The organism is Pseudomonas sp. CCI4.2 (assembly GCF_034350045.1).
Classification (GTDB): domain Bacteria; phylum Pseudomonadota; class Gammaproteobacteria; order Pseudomonadales; family Pseudomonadaceae; genus Aquipseudomonas.
On the sequence record NZ_CP133781.1, the window covers coordinates 2,155,008 to 2,171,195 of the forward strand.

Consider the following 16,188-nt stretch of genomic DNA (forward strand, 5'->3'; position numbering starts at 1 on the left):
TATCTGTAGGAGATGGCGCCTTGTCTTCGATGCCGCGAATGGGGCCTTAGATACTGTGGGAGCAGGCTTGCCTGCGAAGGGGCCCGTAATCGCGCCGCTGATGTCGACCTGAAACCTGGGTTGCCTGCAATGACGCTTTCGTTGGCAAGCAACCCCCCAAAGGGACTTCGGCATACACGAAATTGTAGGAACGGAAAATCTTATCGCGTCCGGCAGCAGAGGGATTACGGCAACACCGGCAGCAAGAACCGGGCGATCACGGGCAAATGATTCGAAATCAGCAACGTGTCTTCTTTCCTCACTTGCGCCTCGATTCGTTTGATTCGCGGGCTGTGGAAGAAGTAATCCACAGTCCGGTCCGGTCCATCAATCCGTGGGTCGTTGGGGAAATGGGTTAACCATTGCCGACGATCAACTCCGCCAGATTCCGCATTGGTCGGGATCATCGGGTATTTGTCCCACAGCTCATGCAGCTCGCTGTCTTGCGAATATTCGCCGCGCGTTGCCGGTGCCAACCGTTGGTACTGGCCCAGCGGCAGTAGATTGAAATCGCCGCCGATCAACCACGGCGTGCCGCGACTCTCAAGGGTGTCCAGCCACTTACTGACGGCCTGCACTTGGCGCTCCAGGGTGTCGTCGTTTGCTCGAGGCGCATCAAGGTGCGTATTGATCACCGCGATTTGCCCGCCATCACGTAACGGCAAATAACTCACCAGCAAGGCGCGTTTTGCCTGGAACTGGCGATGAATGAAGTTGCCCGCAGCTCGCGGCAATTGAATGCGTTCGGCGTGTTCGATTTCATAGCGAGACAGCGTGGCGAGTTTCATCCCGACGCTGCCGAAAATATGCCGGTCGGGAACGAAATCAGCCTTCCAGTCAAACGCTTCGGAGCTGCACGGGTATAAATCAGCCACGCGCTCTTGAAGCAACGCCAGTTGGTTGTCGTAGTCAGTGTTCTTGGCGCCGTCGTTCACTTCTTGCAGCAAAACGATGTCCGGCTGTTCATCCCGGACCACCCTCGCAACTTCATCAAGGTTGTAGGCAATGTCTTCCGGCGTTGGTCGCTCATCCGTGCCGCTGCCGTCGGCCATGTCGTACCAAAACACATAGCGTTTCCCCGCCAGGTATTGGATGTTCCAGGTCATGACTTTTAGCGCTTGGCCGGGCGCTAACACCGGGACGTTACCTTTGCAGACAGGCGTCACGGTCTCCTTGGCGGACGGATGCCAAGTCAAGCTATAGACCAGCAAGCACAGCAGGCCAATCGGTATCAGGCCAATCAAGGTGTAGCGCAATAATCGGGTCATCGGCTCGACTTAGAACGCAGAGCGTTCAATGACTGAATCGTTGCAAGATGAGCCCGAGCATAACCGCTCGGCTGCCAAAGGGGCAGGGCGCTAAAGGATCAGGCTTTTTTCTGGTGGCTCGTTGATCAGCATGAACAGGCGAAAAATTACAACGCTGGTAAATAGCTGCAAGAAACTACTGATGCTGTCGATCAGCAACGACACCGGTGCGCTCAGCGGCTCAGGCAGTATGAACAAGCTGACCCCTTCAAGCGCTGACAGTGGAATGTAAACGCACAACACGCAAGCCAGAATCCGCAGAAAGTGCCCTTGAGTCATCTTGATGCTCTCACGCATGGCCGCCAGCGGCGTCATGCCTCGCAGCACTAGCAGGTATTCGGAAAACGCCAGTTTGACCATGACCCAAATGCCGGGTACGACAAACATCGATAACCCGAACATGATCAGCAACGTGCTCAGCGCCGACATTACCGCGAAGGTAGGCCACAGGCGCAGGGCCATCGCCATCAAGTCGCGTTTGCGCGGTTGCTCGCTGCGGCTGCGGGCGTCGAGAAACAGGATCAGCGCGCCGGTGTACAGCGGGTAAAAAAGCAGCCCGATCAACAACTCGTAAACCTGCGAAGCGTTGGACGCCAGCGCATTACTCAAGGCCTGTTTGCTCAGTGCTTCAAGCACCACCAAAGGCAGACACAGCATGAGGATGCTGGTCAGGTTGCGCCGGAAAAAATACAACGAGTCTTGTAGAACAGTCAGCGGATTCATCAATCAGATCGCATGGCAAAAGCAGTGCGACACTTTAGCGTATGGCCACTGAGCGGCCAACAGCCTACGTTCAGCGTGGCGGCTGTAACATTTTGAACGAACTATTGAAACGGCACGGTTCAACCCCATAACCTTGGATACGCCTGTCCCATTTTGGCCAGACGATGTTTTTTTAACGGCAATCTAACGAGGTCGCCATGAACAGCGAAGAGCAAACCCTGATCGATGGTCTTTTCTCGAAATTGAGACAAGCCGAAGCGGACTCAGCCCCCCGTGACACCCAGGCTGAAGCACGGATCAAGGAGCATCTGACTCAGCAGCCGGCTCTGCCGTACTACATGACGCAGACCATTTTGGTGCAAGAAGCCGCGATCAAGCAGCTCGATGCACAAAATAAACAGCTCGCCGAGCAAGTGAGTCAACTGCAAAACCAGCTGCAGCAGACCCAAGCTCAGCTGCAACAAGCTCAATCTGCGCCAGCGCCGAGCAGCGGTGGTTTCCTGTCGAGCATTTTCGGCAGCTCCCGTGATCCTGCACCTCAAGCCCAACAACCGTCGTTCTCGCAACCACGGCCGGCATCACCTCAACAGTCGCCGGGTGGATGGCGTGAATCCGGGCCTTCTCAAAGCCCGCCGCCATATAACAATGCCCCGCAAGGCAACTACAACGGTCCGCCTCAGGGCCAGTACCAGCCACAAGCAGCAGCTGCCGCGCCGATTGGCAGCGGGTTTCTTGGCGGCGCGTTGAAAACCGCCGCCGGTGTAGCGGGCGGTGTGATGCTGGCAGAAGGCATCAGCAGCATGTTCCATCACAACCAGCAGCCGCAGGAAATTGTTGAAGTCATTCAGGAGCCAAACCGCGGCAATGACAACAACTCCAACGGTGGCGACAACGGTTGGGGTAACGATAACCAGCGCGTGAGCGATAACAACTCGTTCGGCAATAACGACCCAAGTGGTGGTTTTGCCGATAACGACTTCGGCGACGACAGCGGTGGTTTTTCGGATGACGACGATTCCTACGTCTGATCCGGCTGCCTGATCCCTATTGATCGGCTGCCCTGACCAAGGCAGTCGATCAGATATTGCCCGCCCCAAGCGCTTAAAACCGTCCTCAAACTGGCATACTGAGCGCCGACTCAATTTCTGAATCGTTGCTGCCAGCTCGCGCGCTTGCGCCATGGAGGGATATCCGGTGAAAAAAATCGCTGTGTTCGCCGATGTACAGAACCTCTACTACACCGTACGTCAGGCCCATGGTTGCCATTTCAACTACGCCGCCCTGTGGGCCGATATCAGCCAGCGCGGGCAGATCGTCGAAGCCTATGCGTACGCCATCGACCGTGGTGACAGCAAGCAGCAACAATTCCAGCAGATTTTGCGCAACCTCGGCTTCACGGTAAAACTCAAACCGTACATTCAGCGCAGCGATGGCTCGGCCAAGGGCGATTGGGATGTAGGCATTACCATCGACATCATGGACGTCGCGCCCCATGTCGATGAAGTGGTACTGGCTTCCGGTGATGGCGACTTTGATTTGCTGCTCGAGCGGATCATCAGCAAGCACGGGGTGGAGGCGATCGCCTACGGCGTGCCGGGTTTGACCGCCAACTCGCTGATCCGCGCTGCCAGTCGTTATGTGCCGATTGAAGGCGCGTTTCTTTTAAGAAGCTAAGCGTCTGAAAGCCGTTTTTTTGTTATTGGATTTCTGAAGGGTTGGGCCAGGTTTGGAACGTATTGCCGTCATCGACTTTGAAACCACCGGTATTTCCCCTAGCCACAGCTGCCGGGCGACTGAAATTGCCGTGGTCATCATGGAGCAGGGACGTATCGTCGAGCGTTACCAAAGCTTGATGAATGCGGGCGTGCGCATCCCGGCCTTTATCGAAGCGCTGACCGGCATCAGCAACAGCATGCTGCGCACCGCACCCCCGGCGACTGAGGTCATGCAGGAAGTGGCTGAGTTCGTCGGCAGCACGCCGTTGGTGGCACACAACGCTTCTTTCGACCAGAAATTCTGGGACTACGAGCTGTCGCGGATTCAGCGTAATCGCGAGCAAAGTTTTGCCTGCTCCATGCTGCTGGCGCGGCGCTTAATGCCAGGCGCGCCGAATCACAAGCTCGGCACCCTGACGACTTGGGCCAAGCTGCCTCACACCGGCAAGGCTCACCGGGCCATGGCCGATGCGGAAATGGCCGCCAACCTGACGGTGCACCTGGCCAACGAATTGCGTCAGACCCACGGTATTTCTGGGGTGTCCCATCAGTTTCTGTGCACGCTGCAAAAAGTGCCGGCAGCAAAAATCAGCGAAGCCCTCAAACGCCAACGCGGTTTTTAAGTGCGGGCTTCTCGCTTTTAGTATTTACCTCTAGCAAAACCTGATCATTCGATCTCGTGTCCTGGCGCACCTATCTGCTTCTCTTCAGCGCGCACGATTAATAAACCATGTTTTGAAAACTGTATGGCTGAGATAAACAGGTTTTGTTCCTTATCTTTGACGTGTTGCTTTCATAAGATAAGTCACCCTAAAAAGGACTTATGAGCACGCCATGCCGACTTCTCGACGTTTTCCCTTGATCTTGATCGGAGCCTTCTTTGCCCTGTACGTGATTTGGGGCTCGACCTATTTGGTGATTCGCATCGGTGTCGCGTCGTGGCCGCCGCTGATGTTGGCCGGTATTCGGTTCACGATTGCGGGCAGCTTGTTATATGCCTTCTTGCGCTTTCGCGGCGCCCCGGCACCAACTTGGAAGCAATGGCGGGCGGCCGGAATGATCGGTTTTCTGCTGCTGGCCTGCGGCAACGGCGGTATTACATTGGCTGAGCACGCGGGCGTGGCCTCTGGGGTTGCGGCGCTGTCGGTGGCGGTGGTGCCGTTGTTCACGCTGTTGTTTGGCTTGCTGTGGGGCCATCGCAACACACGGCTTGAATGGGCTGGGATCTTTCTAGGCTTGATCGGCATCGTCATGCTCAACATGGGCTCTAACCTGCAATCCAGCCCCTATGGCGCCGCGTTGGTGATCTTCGCGGCGGCGTCCTGGGCGTTTGGTTCGGTATGGAGCAAAAGCCTTCCTTTGCCACCGGGTCCCATGGCCAGCGCGGCGGAAATGATCGTGGCCGGAGGCGCGCTGTTGCTGGGCAGTGCGGTGCGCGGCGAGCGCCTGGAGCAGATGCCACCCGCTGCGGGCTGGGGCGCTTTGGCGTATCTGGTGGTGTTCGGCTCCATCGTCGCGTTCAGCGCCTATATGTACCTGCTGAAAAACGTGCGCCCGGCGGCCGCGACCAGCTATTGCTACGTCAATCCTGCGGTGGCGGTGTTGTTGGGCATTCTGTTTGCCGGTGAACATATCGGCTTTGAAGAGTGCGTGGCCATGGCGGTGATCATCAGCGCCGTGGTGTTGATTGGTCTTCCGCAATGGCGCAAGCGACCGCAGCCAAGGCTCGCACCGCTGGAAAAGGAACAGGAGCAGGCTGGATCTGTGCGGACAGGGTAAACTGCGCGCCTTGCGCTGAATTTTCCCTACGGTATCCCCATGACATTCGCCACTCTCGGCCTGATCGAACCCTTGTTGCGTGCCGTTACGGCCCTCGGCTACCAGACTCCGACGCCTGTTCAGGCTGAGGCGATTCCTCCGGTGCTGGCCGGCCGCGACTTGATGGCGGCCGCTCAAACCGGCACCGGCAAGACCGCCGGTTTCGCCTTGCCGTTGCTGCAGCGCTTGACCATGGAGGGCCCGAAAGTGGCGGCCAACTCGGTGCGGGCCCTGGTGTTGGTGCCAACTCGCGAACTGGCCGAGCAGGTTCACGCAAACATTGAGCAGTACAACGAAAACCTGCCGCTGAAAACCTACGCGGTGTATGGCGGCGTCAGCATCAACCCGCAAATGATGAAGCTGCGCAGCGGTGTCGATGTTCTGGTGGCTACCCCCGGTCGTTTGCTCGATCTTTATCGGCAGAAAGCGCTCAAGTTCAACCAACTGCAAATTCTGGTCCTTGACGAAGCCGACCGCATGCTCGACCTCGGTTTCTCCGAAGAACTGCGCGACATCTATGCGGCCTTGCCTAAGCGCCGTCAGACGCTGCTGTTTTCGGCGACCTTCTCCGACGCGATTCGTCAGTTGGCCGGGCAAATGCTCGACGACCCACTGACCATCGAAGTCAGTCCGCGTAACGTCGCCGCCAGCTCAGTCAAGCAATGGGTGGTGCCGGTCGACAAGAAGCGCAAGACTGAACTGTTTATTCATCTGCTGAAAAAGCAGCATTGGGGCCAGGTATTGGTGTTCGCCAAGACTCGTATTGGCGTTGATCAACTGGTCGAGCGCTTGCAAGGTCTTGGTATCAACGCCGACGGTATTCACGGCGACAAACCTCAAGCCACCCGCCAGCGCGCGCTGGATCGTTTCAAGACCAGCGAAGTCAAGATTTTGGTGGCCACCGATGTCGCCGCTCGCGGTCTGGACATCGATGACCTGCCAACCGTGGTTAACTTCGATCTGCCTATCGTGGCCGAGGACTACATCCACCGCATCGGCCGTACCGGTCGGGCGGGGCTGACCGGCGAAGCGATTTCGTTTGTTTGTGCAGATGAAGTTGAATTGCTGTCCGCCATTGAAACCCTGACTCGCCAGACACTGGATCGCCAGGAAGAGCAGGACTTTGAACCGGAACACCGGGTGCCCGCCACCGACGCCAGCGGCCAGATCCTGAAAAAACCGAAGAAGCCGAAAAAACCAAAAGTACCGGGCGGCGCCAAACGCAATCTGGGCAAATGGGTAGACAGCAACGAAAAAGCCGCCGACATCCCCGCAGTCAAAGCCGTGCGCAAAGTGCCCGTTTTCAACACCGGCCCACGTAAGAAAAAGCCTTAATTATTGCAGGGGTCGGTATTTTCTTTAGGAGACAACTTTTTGGCGAGAAGCCTTGATGTGGTGTGTCATGTAGATGGCCTCGCCAACACGTCGGCCCCTACAGGTGCTTCAGCCAGCTGACCATTCCCAGCCCAGCCGCCCGGCCGCTGGAGAAGCACGCGGTCAGCAAGTAGCCGCCAGTGGGTGCTTCCCAATCGAGCATTTCGCCCGCGCAGAACACGCCCGGCAGGTGTCTTAGCATCAACTCCGCCGTCAGCGCTTCAAACGGAACACCGCCTGCGGTACTGATGGCTTCGTCGATGGGGCGCGATTTAATCAACGTCAGCGGCAAGGCTTTCAGTGACTTGCTCAGCAGCAGCGGATCCGCAAACACCTCAGTGGGCGCCAGTTCGCGGAGTAAAGCGGCCTTCACCCCGTCGATCCCCAACTGACTGTGCAAATGTTTGGACATCGAGCGCGAGCCGCGCGGTTTCGCCAGCGCGGACTGGATGTTGCCAATGTTTTTACCTGGCAGCAGATCAATCTCCACGGTGGAAAATCCCTGCTGATTGATTTGCTCCCGAATCTTCGCCGACAGCGCGTAAATCAAGCTGCCCTCGACCCCCGTTTCGGTCACAACGCATTCGCCCATGCGCGGTGTCTGGCTCTGTAATCCGACAGCAATGTTCTTTAACGGGGCGCCAGCGAATTTACTGCGCAGTAACTCGCTCCATCCCGCCACTTCAAACCCGCAGTTACTCGGTTGCAAGGCGGTGATGGTGATGCCTTGTTCTTCCAGCAACGGCAACCACGCACCATCGGAACCCAACCGCGCCCAACTGGCACCGCCTAAGGCCAGCAACACCGCGTCTGGTTTGAGGGTCTGTTCGCCCTCGGCGTTAGCCATACGCAAAGTGCCGTCAGCATTCCAGCCCAGCCAGCGGTGACGAGTGTGGATAACCACGCCCGCGTCGCGTAGGCGCTTGAGCCAAGCGCGCAGTAAGGGGGCGGCCTTCATGTCGGTGGGAAATACCCGACCGGAACTGCCGACAAATGTCTCGATGCCTAACTGTTGAATCCAGTCGCGCAAGGTGTCTGGGCCAAAACTTCGGAGCAGTGGCGCAATAAAAGGCGCCCGCTCAGCGTACCGAGAGAGAAAGGCCGGATAAGGCTCGGAATGGGTGATGTTCATGCCGCCGACGCCCGCCAGCAGGAATTTTCTGCCCACCGATGGCATCGCGTCGTACAAATCGACGTTGATTCCCGCTTGGCTCAAAACCTCGGCCGCCATCAAACCCGCAGGACCACCGCCTACAATTGCGACTGAAGGGGGCGTTGCTGAGTGGGGAGAGGTCATGGCGCACTGTGGATCAGCGAAGTAGCCGGGCATTCTACCCGAGGACGTCCACGCTTTTAAGCACCTTGCATGGAGCGGACCTGTGAATAACTATTGGTTAAAAATTAGCCAAGTGCTGCTAGCCCTATTGTCATAAGGCTCTGCGAGGCTTTCGCTCAGGTTATCCACAGGCAGTTCCACAGCCATTGTGGATAAATTATTGAGCGTATGGGTTATTCCGGCACGGTGGATGAATGGCATGGACATTTTTCAGTTCATAAGAGGTCGAAGACTGATCTTGCCTGTATTGCCGTTGGTGAATGACGGTTGGCCGAGAGAACAATACGGCAGATGTTAAGGGGTGGGCCAGGGGAGTAAGCCGATGGAGCCGATTTTCGAACTCAACAGCCCACGATTGTTAATGCGGCGCTGGCGCGATGATGATTTACCCGAGTTCGCAGCGATGTGCGCCGACCCGCAGGTGATGCGCTATTTCCCGGAGCCCATGAGCCGCCTGGAAAGCGCGGCGTTGATCGGGCGAGTGCGGGGGCATTTCGCTGAATTGGGGTTCGGCCTGTGGGCGTTGGAACGCAAGGATACCGGAGCCTTCATCGGCTTTACCGGGTTGTGCGTTGTGGGCATTGAAGCGCATTTCACGCCAGCGGTGGAAATCGGCTGGCGTCTAGCGCGTGAACATTGGGGTCTCGGCTACGCCAGCGAAGCGGCCTGGACTGCTCTAGGCTGTGGTTTTGACCGCCTGGGGTTGGATGAGATCGTGTCGTTTACCGCCGAACTCAATCTGCCGTCACAGAAAGTCATGCAAGCCATTGGCATGCAGCGAGATCCGGTCGATGACTTCGATCATCCGGCCCTGGCCAATAAAGATCCGTTGAAACCTCACGTGCTCTACCGGATTACCCGCCAACAGTGGCTGAAAACGTTGCAAGGATGAATACGGCTCACACTGACAATTTCTGTATCATTTACGGCTTGACCGCGCAGTTTGGGATGAACGCCGAGTTCACTGCCCGTTGCCGCTGATTGAACCGTTCGCCGCCGCCCTGGAGGCGCAGCATTGTTTTGTGTGAGGAATTTCTAAATGAGCCAAGTGTTAGATGATTTGGTTGAGCTACTGACCCTGGAACCGATTGAAGAAAACCTCTTTCGCGGGCGCAGCCAAGACCTTGGTTTTCGTCAGCTGTTCGGCGGCCAAGTCCTGGGGCAATCGTTGTCGGCGGCCAGTCAGACGGTGGAAGACGAACGCCATGTGCATTCCCTGCACGGTTATTTCTTGCGCCCCGGCGATGTGACGTTGCCGGTGGTGTATCAAGTGGATCGAGTGCGTGATGGTGGCAGTTTCAGTACCCGTCGCGTCACGGCCATTCAGAAGGGCCAACCCATCTTCACCTGCAGCGCCTCGTTCCAGTACGACGAAAAGGGCTTCGAGCATCAAACCCAGATGCCGGACGTCGTCGGGCCTGAAAACTTGCCTTCTGAACTGGAGTTGACCCAGCAGCGCGCGAAACTGATTCCCGAAAAATTGCGCGAAAAGCTGCTGTGCCCCAAACCCATCGAATTTCGACCGGTGACTGACATTGACCCCTACAACCCGGCCCCGTCCGAAGCCGTAAAGTATGTCTGGTTCCGCGCAGATGGCAGCTTGCCCGATGTCGCTGCGCTGCATAAATACCTGATGGCGTATGCCTCGGACTTCAATCTTCTCACCACGGCCCTGCAACCCCACGGCAAGTCTGTGTTCCAGAAGGACATGCAGATTGCCAGCCTTGATCATTCGCTGTGGTTCCACGCTGACCTGCGTGCCGATGACTGGCTGCTGTACGCGATGGACAGTCCTTGGGCGGGCAATTCTCGAGGTTTCAGTCGCGGTAGCGTGTACAACCGCGCCGGGCAGTTGGTGGCATCGGTCTGCCAGGAAGGATTGATTCGCCACCGCAAGGATTGGGCATGAGTCTTCAACAAGTTCGGCATTGGGTCTTCGACATGGACGGCACCCTGACCCTTGCTGTGCATGATTTTCTGGCGATCAAGCGTGCGCTGGACATCCCGCTTCAGGACGACATCCTTAGTCACCTCGCGGCGCTGCCGGCTGATGTGTCTGCGGCCAAGCATGCGTGGCTGTTGGAGCATGAGCGGGAGTTGGCTTTGGCCTCGCAGCCCGCACCCGGCGCAGTGGCACTGGTGCGTGAGTTAGCGGCGCGCGGCTACCGTCTTGGCATCCTCACCCGCAATGCCCGTGAACTGGCCCACGTTACGCTTGAGGCGATTGGCTTGGCCGATTGTTTCGCCGTCGACGACGTGCTTGGGCGCGATGAAGCACCGCCGAAACCCGATCCCGGTGGACTGCTGAAATTGGCACAAGGCTGGAATGTCGAACCGTCGCAGATGGTCATGGTCGGCGATTACCGCTTCGACCTCGACTGCGGCCGCGCGGCGGGCGCACAGACCGTATTGGTCAATCTGCCGGAAAACCCGTGGCCAGAATTGACCGATTGGTACGCCGTTGATTGCATCGCATTGCGTGGGATGTTGGCGGTTTAGGCTGAAAACCGTGGTGCGCCTTTCGCGAATGAATTCGCTCCCACAGAGATTGCATAACCCTGTGGGAGCGAATTCATTCGCGAAGGCGGCGCCTTGTGTTCAGAGCTTTCTGAACAACGCAGCCTGACCTTCGGGCGAGGTGAACATCAGGTCGCCGTCGTGGCCTACGCCTGGGACTTCAATCATTTGCTGCTTCAGTCCTTCGGGATGGCGCTTTTGCAGGTAGCTGAAGAAGTTGTGTCCGCGAATCAGGCGGTACGCGCCCTGAGCTTCGCCCGCGCAGGTTTTATCCAGTGCCGGGTGGTTAACGTCGGTGTCCAGCTGGCCCAATAGGTAGGTGACATCACGGCTGACGTAGGTGGCTTCGAGCTGCTCGGCGGTTTGTTTGCCGGCATACGGCGGGAGCTTGTTCATGCCGTATTTCCAGGTGTCGAACCCAGGGCATGTCGCGGCGCTGACCGCTTCAGGCCGGTCCGGGCTGAAATAGGCGTAGGACGATGGGTTGGCAATGACGTAGCGCAGGTTGATTCCGACCTTTTCCAAGTCCGCGCCGCCTTTACCGACCATGACGTAACGCTGCACCACTTGGGCGCCGCCGGAGTGCCCGGCGATGACAACTTCTTGCAGGTTCGGGAACAGTTTTCTGTCACTGAGTTTGGTCAGAATTTCATCGATAACCGTAAACGAACTCACTGGCGAAGGATTGATAGCGGCGCTGCCGTCCATCCAGTCATCTTTGTGCCAGCGCAGAATGTTTTCCGGCAGATGGTGACTGACGATGTCTTTGTGGTCCAGGAACTGCGGGGCGATCAGCAGCGTCGAGCTGCGCAGCCCGGAGCGGTAGGAGGCTTTCTCGGCGCTGCGCAAGTAGGTTTGAGCATTGCGCAAACGACCATGAATGATGATCACCGCCCGCCGCGTGCCGGGCTGCGGTTGCTTCCATTGTTTGCTCAGCCCGATGGTCGCCAAACTGCCATTGATGGCCAGTCTTTCGGGGCTTAAGGCTTTCACCGCCTGATCCGCTGCATTCGCCGTAAGGCTCAGAAGGGTGCTCAACAACAGGACCAATAACGGTTTTATCATGTGATTAGAGGCTCTTTGCGGAGAAGGTGTCGCACTGATTGAGTTGGCCCTGGGCAAAACCGGTCTTGAACCAGCGCACGCGCTGTGCCGAGGTGCCGTGAGTGAATGAGTCCGGTACGACACGGCCCTGACTCTGTTGCTGCAATCGGTCATCGCCAATGGCGTTAGCGGCATTCAGGGCTTCTTCAATATCACCCGGCTCCAACCAATTCAAACGCTTTTGTGCGTTATAGGCCCAGACACCTGCAAAGCAGTCTGCTTGCAGTTCCTGGCGCACCGATAACCCATTGCTGCCCTCCATGCGTTCACCACGTTGGCGGGCGGTTTGAATCTTCGCTGAAATACCGAGCAATGTCTGCACATGATGTCCAACTTCGTGCGCAATGACGTACGCCTGGGCGAAATCGCCCGCCGCTTTGAAGCGTTGGGACATTTCGCGGAAGAAATCCAGGTCCAGGTAGACTTTTTGGTCTTCGGGGCAATAAAACGGGCCGCTGGCAGACGACGCCAAGCCACAGGCTGAGCTTACTCGGCTGCGGAACAGGACCAGGGTCGGGTCTTTGTATTGGCGGCCTGCTTGTTGAAAAATCATCTGCCAAGTGTCTTCCGTGTCGCCCAGAATAGCTCGAACAAAATCCACCTGCGGGTCGTTGTCAGAGGGTGCCTGGCGCTGCTGCGGTGCGACGGCCGTGGATTGCTGTCCCATCTGACTGGTTAACTGACCGAGAATCTGCATCGGGTCTTGCCCTGTCAGCAGCCCAAATGCGACGACAACAACGATGCCTAACAGCCCAAGGCCCTTGCCGCCGCCAAAGCGCATTCCACCGCCCCCGCTGCCCCCACCGTCGTCGGGCGCTTCCTCGACGTTATCGCTGCGTCTGCCTTTCTTCCATAGCATGGGGAGATCCTCTGTGTGCCCTATTAAGGAGTGTCGTTGCTGCTCGATCACCTCGCCAGACCGGTCGTCTGGCGAGGAAGGGCAGGACAGCAACGCGGTGCTGCGAATAGGTAGAGGGAGGGAAGGCGATTAAGTTCTGCGGACCAACAACACGCCCGATTCCATGTGCGGCGTGTACGGAAACTGATCGAACAGCGCGCAGCGTTCGATGCGGTGGGTGTCGTGCAACTGAGTAATGTTGGCAGCGAGGGTTTCCGGGTTGCAGGAGATGTACAAAATGCGTTCGAAACGGCGTGCCAGTTCGCAGGTATCGGTGTCCATACCGGCGCGAGGCGGGTCGACAAAAATACTGCCGAACGCGTAGCTTTTCAGGTCGATGCCGGCCAAGCGACGGAAAGGACGCACGTCGTTCAAGGCTTGCGTCAGCTCTTCAGCGGACAAACGCACCAACTTGACGTTAGTCACGCCGTTGTCGTCGAGGTTGTTCAATGCGGCAGCAACGGAGGTTTTACTGATCTCGGTCGCCAATACATTACGAACCCGAGTTGCCAGCGGCAGGGTGAAGTTGCCATTGCCGCAATACAGCTCCAGCAAGTCGTCATCGCGCTGCCCAAGGGACTCGTACGCCCAGTTGAGCATTTTCTGGTTAACCGCGCCGTTGGGCTGGGTGAAGGAGCCTTCCGGTTGCTGATAGGTGAAGCTGCGACCGGCCACTTCCAAGGTCTCGATCGCATAATCGCGCCCGATCACAATGCGCTTGCCTTTCGAGCGGCCAATCACGCTGACGTTGAGGTCAGCGGCGAGTTTTTCTGCTGCCACCTGCCAGACATCGTCCAGCGGGCGGTGGTAACACAGCGTAATGATCGCGTCCCCGGCCAGAGTCGTCAGAAAATCCACCTGGAACAGCTTGAAGTTCAGCGTTGCGCTGGCCTCCCAGCGTTCGCGCAGCAAGGGCATCAATTCATTGATGCGCTGGCTGGCGATGGGGAAGTCGTCGATCAGGATCGGCGTGTGGTTGTTTCCCGGCGCGAACATCGCATAAAAGCGCTGCTGGTTTTCGCGCCACAAGCGGAACTCCGCACGCAGCCGATAGTGCTGCTGCGCTGACTCGAACAATTGGGGCTCTGGCGCGTCGAACGGCGCCAGTAGTTCACGCAAGCGCGTGGCTTTATCTGCGAGCTGACTGCTATAGCTCGCGGGGTCGAAGGGAACACTCATGCGCTAAACCAGCCCAACTTGATCACGAACAAAATTGAAAGAATCACCAACGCTGAGTTCAGCTCGCGGCCGCGCCCAGACATTAATTTGATCGCAGTCCAGGAGATAAACCCCAGGGCGATGCCGTTGGCGATGGAGAAGGTGAACGGCATGGCCAGTGCGGTGATCGCTACCGGAGCCGCAATGGTGATGTCGTCCCACTCGACTTCAGCCAGGCCGGACATCATCAGCACGCCAACGAACATCAGCGCCGGGGCGGTGGCGTAGGCCGGAACGCTGCCAGCCAACGGGGCGAAGAACAGCGCCAGCAGAAACAGAATCGCCACGACAATGGCAGTCAGACCGGTACGGCCACCGGCGCTGACGCCCGCTGCGGATTCGATGTAGCTGGTGGTGGTCGAAGTGCCCAGCAGCGAACCGACCATGGCGGCGGTACTGTCAGCGACCAACGCGCGGCCCATTTTCGGCATGTAGCCGTCCTTGCCCATCAACCCGGCGCGTTTGGCGACGCCGATCAAGGTGCCGGAGTTGTCGAACAAATCGACGAACAAGAACGAGAAAATCACGCTGAACAAGCCGATGTCCAACGCGCCCCTGATGTCCAGTTGCAGGAAGGTCGGGGCCAGGGACGGCGGCATCGACATCACGCCACCAAACGGCGAGAAGTGGAAGATGATGGACACAATCGTTACCGCCAGAATCCCGATCAACACCGCGCCTTTCACCCGCAGGGCTTCCAGCGCCACAATCAGGAAAAAGCCGAGGGTGGCGAGAATCGGTCCCGGTTTGGCCAAGTCGCCCAAGCCGACGAAGGTGGCTTGATCCGCCACCACGACGCCGGCGTTTTTCAGGGCGATCAGCGCCAGGAACAAGCCAATGCCTGCCGCAATGGCCGAGCGTAGCGGCAGCGGGATGCTGTTGATGATCCATTCGCGAATCTTGAAAATCGACAGGATGAAAAACATCACCGCCGAGATAAACACCGCGCCCAGCGCTACTTGCCAGGTGTGGCCCATGTGCAGAACCACGGTGTAGGTAAAGAAGGCGTTAAGGCCCATGCCCGGTGCGAGGGCGATCGGGTAGTTGGCGATGAAGCCCATGATGGCTGAGCCGATGGCAGCGGCAAGGCAGGTCGCGACGAAGACCGCGCCTTTGTCCATGCCGGTGTCGCCGAGGATGCTCGGGTTGACGAACAGGATGTAGGCCATGGCCAGGAACGTGGTGACGCCCGCGAGGATTTCGGTACGCACATTCGTATTGTGTGCGTTGAGTTGGAACAGCCTTTCCAGCATGTCTAGCTCCCCATGACGCATCCCGCGCCGTAAATGAATCGACTAAAACAGCAAAGCACAGGCTGTCGAATGCGCCCGTACATTTTCTGCATGTCGGAAAAAGCCGCGCATCATACCAGCCGCCCGAGTGGATGGCTGCTGGCAGATGTTCAATGGAAAACATGCAGGAAATCGGCCATGCCGTTTATCGGCACCTAATAGCGACCGGATCATAAAAGCTGACTACGCTCACAGGATTACTGCAAAGGAATTTTAGATGACTCAACGAGCCCTGATCGTCGTCGCGGACGGCATTGATGACCTGCAAAGCGTGACGCTGATTGATGTACTGCGCCGTGCCGAAGTTGAGGTGGTTGTCGCCAGCATTGAGTCACGGCGGATGCTAACGGCGGCACGCGGAACCCGTATGACTGCCGATGCCATGTTGGTCGATGTCTTAGCGCAACCCTTTGACGTGATCGTCCTGCCCGGTGGAATGCCAGGCGTTGAACATTTGGCTGCGCATCAGCCACTGGCTCAACGGCTGGTCGAACAGATGAAAGCCGGGTTTTTTTTTGCAGCCATCGGCGAGGCGCCTGCCGTTGCGTTGCAAGCCTACGGAGTGCTCAAACAAAGACGCATGACCTGCCATCCCGACGTGAGCAGTCGATTGTCGGGTTGCGTGTTTGTTGATCAACCGGTGGTGGTGGATGGCAATTGCATTACTGCCCAGGGTTCTACGGCGGCACTGGAGTTTGTATTGGTGCTGGTTGAGACCTTGTGCGGAAGGGGCAAGCGGGCGACGGTTTTGAAACTGTTGGGTTAATGCCCCGCTTCGGTCCCACAGGTTTCTCTGGCGATGCACAAATCTGTAAAAGCCAACAAGTTGGCGCTTACAGATGGTCGA

16 protein-coding genes are annotated in these 16,188 nt (G+C 57.6%); 9 read left to right on the forward strand and 7 right to left on the reverse strand.

The window, feature by feature from the left end:
• Positions 1–224: 224 nt before the first annotated feature.
• Together RHM65_RS09740 and RHM65_RS09745 are read right to left on the reverse strand one after the other, a co-directional pair.
• A complete protein-coding gene (locus RHM65_RS09740; RefSeq protein WP_322166175.1) occupies positions 225–1,307 on the reverse strand; it encodes an endonuclease/exonuclease/phosphatase family protein in 1,083 nt (360 codons plus the stop codon).
• Positions 1,308–1,397: 90 nt separating this feature from the next.
• The gene (locus RHM65_RS09745) at positions 1,398–2,069 is read right to left on the reverse strand and encodes a YciC family protein (protein WP_322166174.1); all 672 of its coding nucleotides are present in this window, start codon (positions 2,067–2,069) and stop codon (positions 1,398–1,400) included.
• A gap of 197 nt (positions 2,070–2,266) precedes the next feature.
• Here RHM65_RS09745 and RHM65_RS09750 point away from each other — a divergent pair, with 197 nt between their 5' ends.
• The 5 genes from RHM65_RS09750 to RHM65_RS09770 all read left to right on the forward strand — a co-directional run bounded on the left by RHM65_RS09750 (position 2,267) and on the right by RHM65_RS09770 (position 6,937).
• Entirely contained in the window at positions 2,267–3,097 is an 831-nt protein-coding gene (locus RHM65_RS09750) for a DUF2076 domain-containing protein (protein WP_322166173.1), read from the forward strand.
• A 151-nt stretch (positions 3,098–3,248) separates the two neighbouring features.
• Positions 3,249–3,743 carry an NYN domain-containing protein gene (locus RHM65_RS09755; protein WP_322184817.1) on the forward strand — a complete coding sequence of 165 codons (495 nt, stop codon included), beginning with the start codon at positions 3,249–3,251 and terminating at the stop codon, positions 3,741–3,743.
• 52 nt (positions 3,744–3,795) lie between these two features.
• Positions 3,796–4,407 carry a 3'-5' exonuclease gene (locus RHM65_RS09760; protein WP_322166171.1) on the forward strand — a complete coding sequence of 204 codons (612 nt, stop codon included), beginning with the start codon at positions 3,796–3,798 and terminating at the stop codon, positions 4,405–4,407.
• A 211-nt stretch (positions 4,408–4,618) separates the two neighbouring features.
• A complete protein-coding gene (gene yedA, locus RHM65_RS09765; RefSeq protein WP_322166170.1) occupies positions 4,619–5,563 on the forward strand; it encodes a drug/metabolite exporter YedA in 945 nt (314 codons plus the stop codon).
• Between the two features lie 39 nt (positions 5,564–5,602).
• On the forward strand, positions 5,603–6,937 hold the full coding sequence (locus RHM65_RS09770; protein ID WP_322166169.1) for a DEAD/DEAH box helicase: 1,335 nt from the start codon (positions 5,603–5,605) through the stop codon (positions 6,935–6,937).
• 97 nt (positions 6,938–7,034) lie between these two features.
• Here RHM65_RS09770 and RHM65_RS09775 read toward each other — a convergent pair whose 3' ends face one another.
• A complete protein-coding gene (locus RHM65_RS09775; protein ID WP_322184819.1) occupies positions 7,035–8,273 on the reverse strand; it encodes a TIGR03862 family flavoprotein in 1,239 nt (412 codons plus the stop codon).
• A gap of 361 nt (positions 8,274–8,634) precedes the next feature.
• Between RHM65_RS09775 and RHM65_RS09780 the strand changes: the two genes are divergently transcribed.
• From RHM65_RS09780 to RHM65_RS09790, 3 genes are all read left to right on the forward strand, one after another.
• The gene (locus RHM65_RS09780) at positions 8,635–9,204 is read left to right on the forward strand and encodes a GNAT family N-acetyltransferase (RefSeq protein ID WP_322166167.1); all 570 of its coding nucleotides are present in this window, start codon (positions 8,635–8,637) and stop codon (positions 9,202–9,204) included.
• Positions 9,205–9,351: 147 nt separating this feature from the next.
• The gene (gene tesB / locus RHM65_RS09785; protein WP_322166166.1) at positions 9,352–10,221 is read left to right on the forward strand and encodes an acyl-CoA thioesterase II; all 870 of its coding nucleotides are present in this window, start codon (positions 9,352–9,354) and stop codon (positions 10,219–10,221) included.
• The gene (locus tag RHM65_RS09790) at positions 10,218–10,811 is read left to right on the forward strand and encodes an HAD family hydrolase (protein WP_322184821.1); all 594 of its coding nucleotides are present in this window, start codon (positions 10,218–10,220) and stop codon (positions 10,809–10,811) included. The genes tesB and RHM65_RS09790 overlap by 4 nt, the downstream gene beginning before the upstream one ends.
• Before the next feature lie 99 nt (positions 10,812–10,910).
• Here RHM65_RS09790 and RHM65_RS09795 read toward each other — a convergent pair whose 3' ends face one another.
• The 4 genes from RHM65_RS09795 to RHM65_RS09810 form a co-directional block, all read right to left on the reverse strand.
• The gene (locus RHM65_RS09795; RefSeq protein WP_322184823.1) at positions 10,911–11,894 is read right to left on the reverse strand and encodes an alpha/beta hydrolase; all 984 of its coding nucleotides are present in this window, start codon (positions 11,892–11,894) and stop codon (positions 10,911–10,913) included.
• 4 nt (positions 11,895–11,898) lie between these two features.
• Positions 11,899–12,792 (reverse strand): neutral zinc metallopeptidase, encoded by an 894-nt coding sequence (locus tag RHM65_RS09800; RefSeq protein ID WP_322184825.1) that lies wholly within the window; start codon positions 12,790–12,792, stop codon positions 11,899–11,901.
• 129 nt (positions 12,793–12,921) lie between these two features.
• Positions 12,922–14,010, reverse strand: coding sequence for a tRNA (uridine(54)-C5)-methyltransferase TrmA (gene trmA, locus RHM65_RS09805; RefSeq protein WP_322166162.1), 1,089 nt, complete (start codon positions 14,008–14,010; stop codon positions 12,922–12,924).
• Positions 14,007–15,302 carry an NCS2 family permease gene (locus RHM65_RS09810; RefSeq protein ID WP_322166161.1) on the reverse strand — a complete coding sequence of 432 codons (1,296 nt, stop codon included), beginning with the start codon at positions 15,300–15,302 and terminating at the stop codon, positions 14,007–14,009. Before RHM65_RS09810 ends, trmA begins: the two co-directional genes overlap by 4 nt.
• 256 nt (positions 15,303–15,558) lie before the next feature.
• Here RHM65_RS09810 and RHM65_RS09815 point away from each other — a divergent pair, with 256 nt between their 5' ends.
• Entirely contained in the window at positions 15,559–16,107 is a 549-nt protein-coding gene (locus RHM65_RS09815; protein WP_322184827.1) for a DJ-1 family glyoxalase III, read from the forward strand.
• Positions 16,108–16,188: the final 81 nt, after the last annotated feature.

Excerpts from the sequence above, each read along its gene's own strand:
- RHM65_RS09795 (WP_322184823.1), bottom strand. The coding sequence starts at position 11,894 with ATGATAAAACCGTTATTGGTCCTGTTGTTGAGCACCCTTCTGAGCCTT.
- RHM65_RS09740 (WP_322166175.1), bottom strand. The coding sequence starts at position 1,307 with ATGACCCGATTATTGCGCTACACCTTGATTGGCCTGATACCGATTGGC.
- RHM65_RS09790 (WP_322184821.1), top strand. The coding sequence starts at position 10,218 with ATGAGTCTTCAACAAGTTCGGCATTGGGTCTTCGACATGGACGGCACC.
- RHM65_RS09750 (WP_322166173.1), top strand. The coding sequence starts at position 2,267 with ATGAACAGCGAAGAGCAAACCCTGATCGATGGTCTTTTCTCGAAATTG.
- RHM65_RS09745 (WP_322166174.1), bottom strand. The coding sequence starts at position 2,069 with ATGAATCCGCTGACTGTTCTACAAGACTCGTTGTATTTTTTCCGGCGC.
- trmA (WP_322166162.1), bottom strand. The coding sequence starts at position 14,010 with ATGAGTGTTCCCTTCGACCCCGCGAGCTATAGCAGTCAGCTCGCAGAT.
- RHM65_RS09780 (WP_322166167.1), top strand. The coding sequence starts at position 8,635 with ATGGAGCCGATTTTCGAACTCAACAGCCCACGATTGTTAATGCGGCGC.
- RHM65_RS09770 (WP_322166169.1), top strand. The coding sequence starts at position 5,603 with ATGACATTCGCCACTCTCGGCCTGATCGAACCCTTGTTGCGTGCCGTT.
- RHM65_RS09755 (WP_322184817.1), top strand. The coding sequence starts at position 3,249 with ATGGAGGGATATCCGGTGAAAAAAATCGCTGTGTTCGCCGATGTACAG.
- RHM65_RS09810 (WP_322166161.1), bottom strand. The coding sequence starts at position 15,302 with ATGCTGGAAAGGCTGTTCCAACTCAACGCACACAATACGAATGTGCGT.
- RHM65_RS09800 (WP_322184825.1), bottom strand. The coding sequence starts at position 12,792 with ATGCTATGGAAGAAAGGCAGACGCAGCGATAACGTCGAGGAAGCGCCC.
- tesB (WP_322166166.1), top strand. The coding sequence starts at position 9,352 with ATGAGCCAAGTGTTAGATGATTTGGTTGAGCTACTGACCCTGGAACCG.
- RHM65_RS09775 (WP_322184819.1), bottom strand. The coding sequence starts at position 8,273 with ATGACCTCTCCCCACTCAGCAACGCCCCCTTCAGTCGCAATTGTAGGC.
- yedA (WP_322166170.1), top strand. The coding sequence starts at position 4,619 with ATGCCGACTTCTCGACGTTTTCCCTTGATCTTGATCGGAGCCTTCTTT.
- RHM65_RS09815 (WP_322184827.1), top strand. The coding sequence starts at position 15,559 with ATGACTCAACGAGCCCTGATCGTCGTCGCGGACGGCATTGATGACCTG.